An 11286-nucleotide genomic window follows, 5' to 3' on the forward strand; every position below is an offset into this window, starting at 1 on the left:
AGCCGATTCAGACCCGCAGAATGCGCCAGAAGCTAAGTTCTACCTGCACTGTGTGCAAGCTACCCGATTCGCCCGGCTGACCCGTGAGCAGGCGCATAACCAACCAATCAGGGACAATAGAGGGTATGAACTTCTACAACCCCTCCGCAGCGCAGCCGGCACCCACACTCGTGGTGCCGCCCGTGCACGAGCGGCAGCTTCCCGGGAAGTCTCAGGAAACCACCGCCACCAACCCCTGGCCCCTCGCCCTGCTCGCGCAGAACCTCAAAAACTACGTAGACAAGGTTCCCGAGCTTTGGGTGGAGGCGCAGGTCGCTTCTCTCAACGGCCGCGGCGGCAACGTCTTCATGGAGCTCAAAGACCTCAACGAAGACTTCTCCTTCACCCTCGCCCTCTTCGGGCGTGCCGGTAGCGGCCTGGCGGCTGATGTGACCGTAGGCGCTCGCATCGTCACCCGCGCCAAGCCGAGCCTGTGGAAGAACGGCAAGCTCTCCCTCATCGGCAAGGAAGTGTACGCGGTCGGCACCGGCAACCTGCACGAGCAGCTGCAGCGTCTGCGTGAAGCTCTCGCCGCCGAGGGGCTGTTCTCTGACGCGCGGAAGAAGCCGCTGCCCATGCTGCCGAATCGTGTGGGTCTGATTACCGGCCGCGATTCTGACGCGGAGAAGGACGTCATCCGCAACGCCTCCCTGCGCTGGCCCGGTGTGGTCTTTGAGGTGCGCAATACCCGCGTTCAGGGTGAGGGCGCGGCGGCGGAGGTCATTGCGGCTCTTACCGAACTGGATGCCCACCCGGAGGTGGACGTCATCGTTATCGCCCGAGGCGGCGGCTCCTTCGAAGACCTGCTCCCTTTCTCCGAGGAGGCGCTCATCCGCGCCGTCGCGGCAGCCACCACCCCGGTGGTCTCGGCGATCGGTCACGAGGCGGACTCCCCCATCCTCGATGCGGTCGCCGACCTGCGCGCCTCCACCCCCACCGATGCGGGTAAGCGCATTGTGCCCGATATTTCGGAGGAAACCGCCCGCATCACCGAGGCGCGCGCCCGCCTGGACCGTGCGGTGCTCGGCTACGTGGGCATGCAGATGAACTACATTGCCCAGCTGCGCAGCCGCCCGGTGCTCACCCACCCGGAGTCATCCCTGCTCATGCATGTGGAGGAGCTGGGCCAGTTGCGCGAGCGCGCTCACCGTTCGGTACAGCACCGTCTGGAGCGTGAGTCAGCGACTCTGTCGCACACGTTGGCGCGGGTGCGTTCGCTCTCGCCTGCGCAGACGCTCAACCGCGGCTACTCCATCGTTCAGGATGCCGCGGGCGCTATTGTGCGTGATGCTTCGGCGCTGAGTGCGGGCGAGCAGATTACGGTGCGTGCGGCGACCGGGCAGGCGCAGGCGACCGTGACCTCCACGGATCCCTCAAACATCTCCTAAGTTTTACCCCTGGTTTTCACCCCTAAGTTTTACCTCTGAAAGGTTCCTCAATGAGCGAGAACATTAGCTTCAACAGCGCCGAACTGGGCGCCCCCGTCGAAACCCTCGGCTACGAGCAGGCGCGTGCCGAGCTGGAGCAGGTCGTGCGCCAGCTGGAGTCCGGTGCCAGCGACCTGGAGACTTCCATCGCCCTGTGGGAGCGTGGCGAGGCGCTTGCCGCCCGCTGCGAGGCGTGGTTGCAGGGCGCGCAGGAGCGCCTGAACGCGGCACGCGGTGCGCAGGCAGGTGCACAGGCAAGTACACAGAGCGGTCAGGAGCCTGCGGCGAACTAGCATGCCCCTCCCGGCGCGTTGCTCCGCCTCTCTTTCCTGGCGCATCGCGCATCCGCAACACCGCTAGAAATAGCCTGCCCCGCAGCTCATCAGAACTGCGGGGCAGGCTATTTCTGTCTATGTAGCAGAGGCAGCAGGGCTAGTGCTTCTGCTTGTAGTCAGCCATGAAGTTACCCAGACGCTCCAGGGCGCTGGTGAGGGTCTGCGTATCGGGCAGGAACACCAGGCGGAAGTGGTCCGGGTCCTTCCAGTTGAACGCGCGGCCGTGGCTGAAGAGAATCTTCTGGCTCTTCAGCAGGTCCAGGGCGAACTGCTCATCGTCGGTAATGTCGAAGCGCTCAATATCGATCTTCGGGAACAGGTAGAGCGCACCGTCCGCGTTGGTGCAGCTGATGCCGTCAATCTCGTTGAGCATCTTGTGCGCCAGGGTGCGCTGCTCGTACAGGCGGCCGCCGGGAACAATCAGCTCGTTAATGGACTGGTAGCCGCCGAGCGCGGTCTGGATTGCATGCTGTGCCGGAACGTTGGAGCACAGGCGCATGGAGGCGAGCAGGTGAATACCCTCAAGGTAGCTTGCGGCATCCTTCTTGGGGCCGGTGATAGCGACCCAGCCTGCACGGTAACCGCAGACGCGGTACGCCTTGGACAGACCCGAGAAGGTCAGGCAGAGCACGTCGTCGCCGGTGAGGGTTGCCATGTTGATGGCTTCAGCGCCGTCGTAGGTAATCTTTTCGTAAATCTCATCGGAGAAGACCACCAGGCCGTGCTCGCGTGCCACGTCGACAATCTGCTTGAGCACGGAGCGCGGGTACACGGCGCCGGTGGGGTTATTCGGGTTAATAACCACGATGCCCTTGGTGCGCTCGGTAATCTTCGACTTAATGTCTTCAATATCCGGGTACCAGTTGTTTTCCTCATCGCAGAGGTAGTGCACGGGCTTGCCACCCACCAGCGCGGTGGATGCGGTCCACAGCGGGTAGTCAGGCATGGGGACCAGGATCTCGTCGCCGGTCTCGCACAGTGCCTGCAGGGTCATCGGAATCAGCTCAGACACGCCGTTGCCGAGGTAGACGGCGTCGGTATCGAGGTTCATGATGCCGCGGTTCTGGTAGTGCTGCACAATGGCGGTACGTGCCGAGTAGAGACCGCGGGAGTCGGAGTAGCCCTGGGTTTCGGGCAGGTGACGAATGATGTCCATCATGATGGCATCCGGCGCCTCAAAGCCGAAGGGTGCGGGGTTACCAATGTTCAGTTTGAGGATGCGGTGACCCATCGCCTCCATGCGATTGGCCTCATCCAGAATGGGGCCGCGGATGTCGTACAGGACGTTGCTCAACTTTGAGGACTGACGGTACTTCGTCATGATGCTTTACTTTCTAGGGTGATCCAAAATGAATTGTGCTGCGTCGTCATCTGCGATGGGGTTGGAACCGCTAGTCAGACGCAACAGGAACGAGAGGTTACCCGTGTCTAATGTAGATGATACGCGGTTAATTGCCGTACGGGCGCTATCTGGCAGGGTACGGCGGATAATGGGCACCAGTTGCTGCTGCAAAAGTGCCGTTGAGGGATCTTCCAGGGTGACCAGGCGGTTATCGTCAATTGCCGGGTCGACGCTGTGCAGCAGGGTCACCTGCACGGTGTCTGCGGTGAGGGCTTTAACTCGCTCGGCGGGGTCGTCCTGAATCTTCGGGTCGTGCACACGGTAGCCGTAGAGGCTACGCAAAGAATCCACGCCGTAGGTGCCGCTGGAGTACCCGGTCGGGATGGAGAACGCCAGGGAAGACTGCACATCGCGCAGGCTCGCGAGGGAGCTGAGCTTGTAGCGGGCGCTCACGGCGCGGGTGGTGACCAGTACATCCTTGTTGGTGGCGTTTGCGCCGTTGAGGAGCATGAGCTCTTCGGGCAGGATGCGCGAGATGGCATTGGTCATGTCGGTGGTGCTCATGGCACGCAGGTTGATGGGGTCTGCGGAGCGGGTGGAGCTTGCGGTGGGGCTCGCGGTTGCGTCCGTATCATGCGCGGAGGCGGTGCTCTCCTCCGGGGTGGGGGTGGCCGCCGGGGGCAGGGTCACTCCGGCTGCTTGAGCGGAGGCGCTCACGGAGGCTGCGATGCGTTCGTTATGGGCGGCGGCGGGGCTGATTTTGCCGTCGTCGGTCAGGTAGAGCAGCAGGTCGCCGCTGTAGTCGATGACCAGGTCCAACGATTCAATCTCGGAGGCGGTGCTACCGGTTTCCTCGTCGTCGGGCAGAGTTGCGGTAGGGGTGGCGGAGTTACCCGAAGGAACCATGAGCCCGCGCAGGGCGGTAGCACGGCTGTTGTCGGTGTCAACAAGTTCGACGGAGTAGCCGACCTGTCGCAGGGCGCTCGCGTACACGTGCGCGACAGCGCGCATCGCACGCAGGGCACCGTAGCCGATGCGCAGGGTGCCGTAGCTGGATGCGGAGGGATCCACGTGCGGGGTCGTATCGTTGCCACCGCAGGCGGCGAGCAGCGGCATGAGCGCCAGGGAGGTGAGCGCCGCACGGCGGGTGATGGTCAGTCGGTTCATTAGGGAAGCTTCCGTGCGTTTTCGTCGGCAAGAAATTCGCGGTATTCGCGTGCCCAGCTGGCGGCGTTGGAGTAGCCCATCATGGAGGCAACCTCGTCGATGAGGGTGCCGTAGCGGATGGTGTCCAGCTCAGCGATGGGCACCCAGCGTGCGGTGTCGGAGGAGCCGTTGATTTCGTGGCGCAGTTCGCCGGTGACAATGTGGGCGCGGAAAACCACCCGCAGGGCGCAGAAGGGTAGCGCCTGCGGGTCTTTCTGGGTGGAGCGCACGGGGAAGTGTCCGGCGTGCACACCCAGAATGTCTTCAATGGCGACGCTGTAGCCGGTCTCTTCGAGGGTCTCCCTCAGCGCGGTCTCGTCCGCCTGTTCGCCGGGTTCCATGCCGCCTCCGGGCAGGGACCAGAGGGGGCTGAGCGCGCGGTCTTCGGGCACCCAACGAGTCATGAGCAGCTTGCCCTGCTCAATGATGACTGCGTAGGCTGCGGGTCGGGTTTCCATTGCTAATGCCATGGTTTGATTTTACCGTCTATCGTTCTTTAGCGTTTCTTGCCGCGGCGTGCGCTGGCGGCTTTGGCGGACTGTCGAGCATGCTGGCGTGCGTTGCCGTTTTTCTTGGCGTTGGCGCGCTTCTTATCGCGGGCTTCGCGGCGGGCGTTGGCGGCTCGTGCCTTCGCTTTTGCCTTTGCTTTTTCGGCGGCGACGCGTTCGGCGCGTGCCTGTCGGGTTTCGCTACCGCGGTCGCTGGTTGCGGTGCGGCCGCGCACAATACCGATGAAGTCCTGCAGGAGCGCTTCGAGCTCTTCGCTGCGCGGCTCGCCCTTGGGGGCACGCGGCCAGACCAGGTGCACCGGGTAGGTGTCCAGGCCCGCAACGGGGCGGTAGGTGAGGTCCTTGCGGTGGTAGAAACGCGCAATGGACATGGGCACAATGTACAGGCCCACGCCGGCGGCAACCAGCTCGATGGTTTCCTTATCGCTCAGACCTTCGGGCACGATGCGGCCGGCGCTCTCACGCCAGGCGCGGGACACTTCCTCGTAGGCGGGAATATCGGAGGCGGGCTGCAGCAGGAACTCTTCGGCAAGCTCCTCCACGGGCACCTCATCAAGCACGGTGAGCACGTGGTCCACCGGCAGAATGACCACGGGCAGCTCCTCGTATAGGCGGATGCTGTGGTACTTCTCGCCGTCGGTGCTTGCCGGCTCGCGGTCGGGGCGCACAATGCTCATGTGCGCGAAGGGGTTCTCGGGTACGTCCTGACGCTCAATGGGGGTGCGCTCAATGGGGGCGTGCTCAATGGGGGCGCGCTCGGCACCTTCGGCGAGTACCTCGGAGACGACGGATTCCTCGTCTGCCGCAGATTCAGCGGCGGGGTTACCGGCGGGATCAATCAGGCACAGGTCCTGATGCAGGGAGTCCAGGCCGCGCGCCTCACGCACGGGCACCTCCGCCAGCTGCACGCGGTCGCCGTAACGCTCATGCCAGCGGTTGAACCACTTGCCGGGCATAATCGCGGGCACGTAGCTGATGCGCAACATGGAGCGCTGCAGCACGGGCACGGGCAGAGCCTCCGGAGTCTGGATCATTGCCAGCTGCTCGGGGTGCAGGTACACGCGGGTGGGGGCCTCGGCGAGCGCTTCGGTTTCTACCTCGTCGGCAACGTTTTCGGGCGCGCTCAGCTCGGGGTCGATGATGGTGAGAGCAGGGTCGTTGACGGGCGGCTCTTCGGGAGTGCCTGCGGTGGAGGGTGCGGATGAACTCATCCCTCCACGCTAGCATATCTTGGGCGGTGGCATTGGGGCGGGTGAGCGGCCTCAACCCGGCGAGATAGTGCACCTATTCCCTGCTGGAGACAGGACTAGTTCTCGGCGATGTTCTCCGTAGAGTTCTCACCGGTTTCGTGGTTAATGCGGCGTTCGCGCAGCTGAGCCGCAATAACCATCACCGTAATAACAAGGGCGAGGGCGAGCGGGAACATCCACGGTTCCAGGCCGAGCGCGGCAAGAATTGCGAAGCCGATGGTGGTGTAGATGCACGCCCAAATGAAGGTTCCGACCAGCATCGCCGGAACCCAACGGCGCAGCGGCATTTTCGTGAAGCCGGTCGTGATGATGACCGCGGTTTGCAGACCCACGGTGAGAAAGCAGAGGGGCACGGCAATAACACCCCATCGGTTGATGAAGGCGCGCGCTTTGCGGTAGAGCGGGCTGTCCATAGCTTTGCGGATGCGGTCGAGGCGGGCGCCACCTTCAGCAGCGAGTGCACCAAGAGCGTACACGATGCTGGTGCGGACGATACCGACCACCCACATGAAAGCTAGGGCAACCTCAATCGGGAGTGCGTCAAACCATTCTTTCACCCGGCTATTCTCTCATGAGTGGGCAATATTGGCCTGGTTGAAGGTTCTTTGAGGCTTCTTACTTCGACATATGGAGGGGCTAAAAAGTTTTTTAAATTTTTTTCAGCCGAGGGTTATTGCCCCTTGTCGCCTGCAATGGCGCGGATTTTACTTAGGTCAGCCTTAGTTTATTGACAGGGTGTCGCTATTTTCGGCTTGTGTCAGGTGCGGGAATTAGGATATATTTTTATTACCGAATAGGGCAGGCCTTGTGGGAAGGTCTTCCTAGTCGGTCTAGAAGACTTTCTTCCTGTGTGTGATGCTGGAAAAGGAACCCCATGGACGGGGTTCCTTTTCTTTTTAACTATTCCTTTCGCGGACTCCATTCCCCCAATCCATTCCCAGAATCCATGCCCAGGCTCAATTCTCGGGAAAACATAAACCCCGACAGTGTGAACTGTCGGGGTTTATGCGCATCTAGAACAAGGCCTACTTCTTACCCTGATTCTTACCCTGATCCTGGCGGTGCAGGGCACTCAGCGGCTTGGGCAGCTGAACCGGGTTCCAGGTGTTGCTCACAGCCTCAAAGGAGGAGCCAGCACCGGGGTGACGATTCGTCGAACGAACACCACCGGTCGCAATAGCACCGTTAGAGTGAGCAGGGTCGTTCAGCGAGGCGATATCCAGCGCATCGAACTCAGAATCATCCAGGACATCCGGCAAAGGAATCTCTTCGGGAATCGGCTGAGCGGCAGGAGCCGCAGATGCCTGGCGGACGGGCGAACCGTCGCGCAGAGCCTGGCGAGCCACCGGCTGATCCGGGTGAATTGCCGACTGCTGTGCGGGCGCTACCGCCGACTGTGCGGAAGCCTGAGCGGGCGCCTGCTGAACCTGAGCAGGCTGAGCGGGCTGAGGCGCTACCGGCTGGGCAGCGGGTGCCGGAGCCTGCTGAACGGACTGAGCGGGCTGAACAGGCTGAGGCTGAACAGGCTGAGACTGTGAAACCTGAGCCTGCGCTACCCGAGGCTGCCCCGCGGTACGAGGCGCAGCAGAGGAAGCGCGAGTAGCGGAGCCGCTCTCCTGATCGAAGAGCACGCTACCGCGGCGAATCGGCTGGAAGCGGCTCGGACGCTGCTGGCGACGCTCCTGACGGTGAGCCGCAGACGGCTCGGTAGAACCAGTAGCGGCAGAACGAGCGGGTGCCGGGCGAACGGGACGAGCAGCCTGAGAAGGCGCGGGCGCCTCCTCGCGAGCAGTAGCCTCGGGTGCATCCTCAGATGCCTCCACCGCGATGTGCGCGCGGCTCGGGCGTGCCGCCTCACGGTTCAGGTTGCCGGCAGACTTGCGGGCAGCGGGCTTGCGGGTAGCGGGCTTGCGGGTAGCGGGGCGCGACTGAGGCTCAGATTCTTCAGTAGCTTCAGAATCCGGGCCTTCAGCACCCGGGCCATCTACCGATTCGGGTGCATCGTCGTAGGATTCGTCATCCTCGGAACCTTCGTACGCTTCACCCTCAGCATCATCACCCTCAGCGCCTTCTGCTTCAGCCTTGGCGCGGCGTTCATCACGGTTCGCCTTCACCTGATGGGCAAGAGACTCCAGCAGACCAAAACGGCTCACAGCCCACGCGCCACCGGCAAGAATCAGGAAGAGAACAGCCCAGCCCCACGCCAAAACACCAAAGAGCGCAAGAAGGCCGGTAACCAGGGCAAGCACACCCAGACCGGCGGCAACCAGTAGGGCAATACCGCTCGGGCTCGAAGTATCCACGTAAGACAGCAGCGAGGGCTTCGACTCCTCCACAACCGGAATTTCATCCGTGTAGGGCGCAGTGGGGGAAGATTCGCGAATCTGCGAAATAGATGCCGTATCGGGCGCAGGCTGAACGGGCTCCTCCACCACATGGGAGGAACGGGAAGAAGCCTGCGGAAGAGCAGAAGAGGGCAGGGAGGTGCCCGGTGCCACCGCATGATCGGAGGACTGGTACGCCTCCGACTCATTCAGCAGCACACCCGCGGAGGCGAGAATGTCCTCAGCGGTACGCTCGGCACTAATCAAGGGACGCTCAGGCTCCATGACGGGACCTGCGGGCGCGCGACGCAGGCTCCTGGGCACAAACCACAGCAGCAAAATCACGGTCAGAATTACCAACACACCGGAGGTGTTCAACAGCGTCATATCAGGTCGCCCTCTATCGTCCCTTTATCCCTAGACTTTAATCATACCCTTATATTCCCAATGCTTTCCATAAGAGGAAAGAATCGGGCTGGATATGCGCATATACCCCGGAAGGAATATGCACCCGAAGATGCTATGCATGTTCGTTATAAGACCATTACCAAGCTCTCACTCGGCACTATCTGTCTACGAAACAAGGAAGGCGCCCTCCCTCAGGGCTAACGCCCCACCGGCAAGAACGCCTTCCTCAGCGTGGTTGGTATTTATCGGTTGCCCTCGTCAGAGAGCGGATGCAGAGTGCTTAGCAGTTCTCTGCAACAAAATCCTTCAGCCAGGCGCGCAGGTCGTCACCGAACTCGGGGCGCTCAGCAGCAAGAATAACGTTTGCCTTCAGATAGGACAGCTTGTCACCGGTGTCGAAACGACGGCCGGAGAAGACCACGCCGTAGACGCCTTCGCCTTCACCCTCGCCCTGAGCCAGGGTCTGCAGAGCGTCGGTCAGCTGAATCTCGCCGCCGCGGCCCGGAGCGGTGTTCTCCAGAACCTCGAAGACCTTCGAGCTCAGAACGTAACGGCCAATCACAGCGTAGTTCGAGGGAGCCTCATCAACGGCAGGCTTCTCAACCAGACCGGTGATCTTAACAAAACCGTCCTCACCCTCAACAGCCTCAATAGCAGCTGCACCGTAAGCGGAAATAGCCTCGCGGGGAACCTCCATCAGAGCAACGACGGAACCGCCGGTACGCTCCTGGACCTCCACCATGCGAGCGAGCAAGTCTTCCTTCTCGTCAATCAGGTCATCGCCGAGCAGAACAGCGAATGCATCATCGCCAACGTGGCGCTTTGCACGCAGAACAGCGTGACCCAGACCCTTGGGGTCACCCTGACGCACGTAGTGCAGTTCGCCACCAATCTCGTTAGTCTCAACGACAGATGCGAGCAGGGCGTCCTTACCCTGCTCAGCGAGCTGCTGCTCCAGAACGGGAACGCGATCAAAGTGATCCTCGAGAGCGCGCTTGTTACGGCCGGTAATCATCAGAACGTCGTTCAGACCGGCACGAATTGCTTCCTCCACCACGTACTGAATCGCGGGGCGATCGACGACGGGGAGCATTTCCTTAGGGGTTGCCTTCGTTGCGGGCAGGAATCGGGTGCCCAGACCAGCAGCAGGAATAACTGCCTTAGTAACAGACTTAATTTCAGTAGCCATGCCACAAGAATACCCTAAGTTGTAAAGTACTTAAGGCGATTTATCGACACTATGACATGAAAAAATCTTCAACGTGACTAACTACATATCGGTGAAGGTACATTCTTGGGGGTGCAGAGAAAATACGCCCCGCGCTACTCAACGCTATTCTCCTCAAACCCTATACTAAAAAATGGAATCTACGCCCCGGCAGAATAGGCCGCTTTTCACCGTCCACAAGGATGTTTTCGCACTGCCTCGGACGGCCCCTCAGCACGAAGGCACCATGATCCAAACCAGCTAACTTCACCCGCAATGACGATGGGACACACCATGCCTCTCAACACCACAGCCGCCACCAGCAACTCCGACGCCGGAGCCAGCGCAGACGATATCTCCCTGGATAAAGACATTCTCCGCTCCCAAATCCGCCCGCGCCGTCTCACCGCACGCAGCCACCGCGGCGAGCACGGTCAGCAGCAGATAACTGACCTTTTCACCCACCACATTCTCGAGGCCATCGCGCAGCGGACCCACTCCCCCGGCACCATTGCGGCGTACCTGCCCACCAAATCCGAGCCGCCCATCATTGAGGCGCTAACCCGCCTGCACAAGGACGGACACCGCATCCTCGTGCCCGTCGTGCGCCCCGGACGCAAACTCGCCTGGGTGCACTGGGACCCCGCCGTTGAGCACCCGCTCAGCCCCATGGGAATCCCCGAACCCGAGGGCGAAGAACAGGATTCACAGGCATTCGTGAACGCCGATGTGCGCCTCATCCCCGCTCTCGCCTTTGACGCTGGCGGGCACCGCCTCGGTCAGGGCGGCGGCTACTACGACCGCATTATCCCCCTGCTCAGCGCACAGCAGCTGCAGGAGCAGAGCATCGGCGTGGTCTTTGCCGATGAAATGTACGAAGCTATCCCCTACGACCGATGGGACGCCATTCTGCCGGTCATCCTCACCGAGGAAGGTATTTTCCGCACTCGCCCGCAGAGCTAAAAGAGCCCGGCTCACCCATCCCCGGTTCGCTCTTGATTGACACCCCGAATCTTTAGGCAAAAGCGTAAAGATATGCGAGATACATCAATAAAAGCGCTCAGGAAAAAGGTAAAAGAGAAACCAAAAATAGCCTATTGAGAAGAAAACGCAAATAGCCCAGAGTGTTTCAAAAGCGGTACACTCAAACCACTGTTATTAAACCCGCTCAGTAAAAAATCGACACAGAAGGACAAAATGCCGGTCTACGTTTACCAGTGCAAGAATTGCAACCACGTC

General features: G+C 61.2%; 10 protein-coding genes. 3 read left to right on the top strand and 7 right to left on the bottom strand.

The features are described from left to right. The first annotated feature begins 125 nt into the window (after positions 1 to 125). Positions 126 to 1427: an exodeoxyribonuclease VII large subunit gene (gene xseA, locus Q0216_RS04595; RefSeq protein ID WP_298593287.1), complete on the top strand. Its 1302-nt coding sequence runs from the start codon at positions 126 to 128 to the stop codon at positions 1425 to 1427. A 50-nt stretch (positions 1428 to 1477) separates the two neighbouring features. After that, positions 1478 to 1759, top strand: coding sequence for an exodeoxyribonuclease VII small subunit (locus Q0216_RS04600; RefSeq protein ID WP_298593288.1), 282 nt, complete (start codon positions 1478 to 1480; stop codon positions 1757 to 1759). A gap of 139 nt (positions 1760 to 1898) precedes the next feature. Here the strand turns inward: Q0216_RS04600 and Q0216_RS04605 are convergent, their stop codons facing one another. From Q0216_RS04605 to galU, 7 genes are all read right to left on the bottom strand, one after another. After that, on the bottom strand, positions 1899 to 3122 hold the full coding sequence (locus tag Q0216_RS04605) for a pyridoxal phosphate-dependent aminotransferase (RefSeq protein WP_298593290.1): 1224 nt from the start codon (positions 3120 to 3122) through the stop codon (positions 1899 to 1901). A 6-nt stretch (positions 3123 to 3128) separates the two neighbouring features. Beyond that, positions 3129 to 4310, bottom strand: a complete 1182-nt coding sequence (locus Q0216_RS04610; protein ID WP_298593292.1) for a glycine betaine ABC transporter substrate-binding protein — start codon at positions 4308 to 4310, stop codon at positions 3129 to 3131. Then, the gene (locus Q0216_RS04615) at positions 4310 to 4819 is read right to left on the bottom strand and encodes an NUDIX domain-containing protein (protein WP_005508451.1); all 510 of its coding nucleotides are present in this window, start codon (positions 4817 to 4819) and stop codon (positions 4310 to 4312) included. Before Q0216_RS04615 ends, Q0216_RS04610 begins: the two co-directional genes overlap by 1 nt. 26 nt (positions 4820 to 4845) lie before the next feature. Next, positions 4846 to 6069, bottom strand: a complete 1224-nt coding sequence (locus tag Q0216_RS04620) for a LysR substrate-binding domain-containing protein (RefSeq protein WP_298593294.1) — start codon at positions 6067 to 6069, stop codon at positions 4846 to 4848. Positions 6070 to 6164: 95 nt separating this feature from the next. Beyond that, complete coding sequence (locus tag Q0216_RS04625) at positions 6165 to 6665, bottom strand: DedA family protein (RefSeq protein WP_298593296.1); 501 nt, start codon at positions 6663 to 6665, stop codon at positions 6165 to 6167. Between the two features lie 468 nt (positions 6666 to 7133). Continuing rightward, positions 7134 to 8819, bottom strand: a complete 1686-nt coding sequence (locus Q0216_RS04630) for a hypothetical protein (protein WP_298593298.1) — start codon at positions 8817 to 8819, stop codon at positions 7134 to 7136. A gap of 301 nt (positions 8820 to 9120) precedes the next feature. Next, positions 9121 to 10029, bottom strand: a complete 909-nt coding sequence (gene galU, locus Q0216_RS04635; protein WP_298593300.1) for a UTP--glucose-1-phosphate uridylyltransferase GalU — start codon at positions 10027 to 10029, stop codon at positions 9121 to 9123. 312 nt (positions 10030 to 10341) lie between these two features. Here galU and Q0216_RS04640 point away from each other — a divergent pair, with 312 nt between their 5' ends. Further along, positions 10342 to 11010 (top strand): 5-formyltetrahydrofolate cyclo-ligase, encoded by a 669-nt coding sequence (locus Q0216_RS04640; RefSeq protein WP_298593302.1) that lies wholly within the window; start codon positions 10342 to 10344, stop codon positions 11008 to 11010. Positions 11011 to 11286: the final 276 nt, after the last annotated feature.

Source organism: uncultured Rothia sp. (assembly GCF_937976295.1).
Taxonomy (GTDB): Bacteria; Actinomycetota; Actinomycetes; order Actinomycetales; family Micrococcaceae; genus Rothia.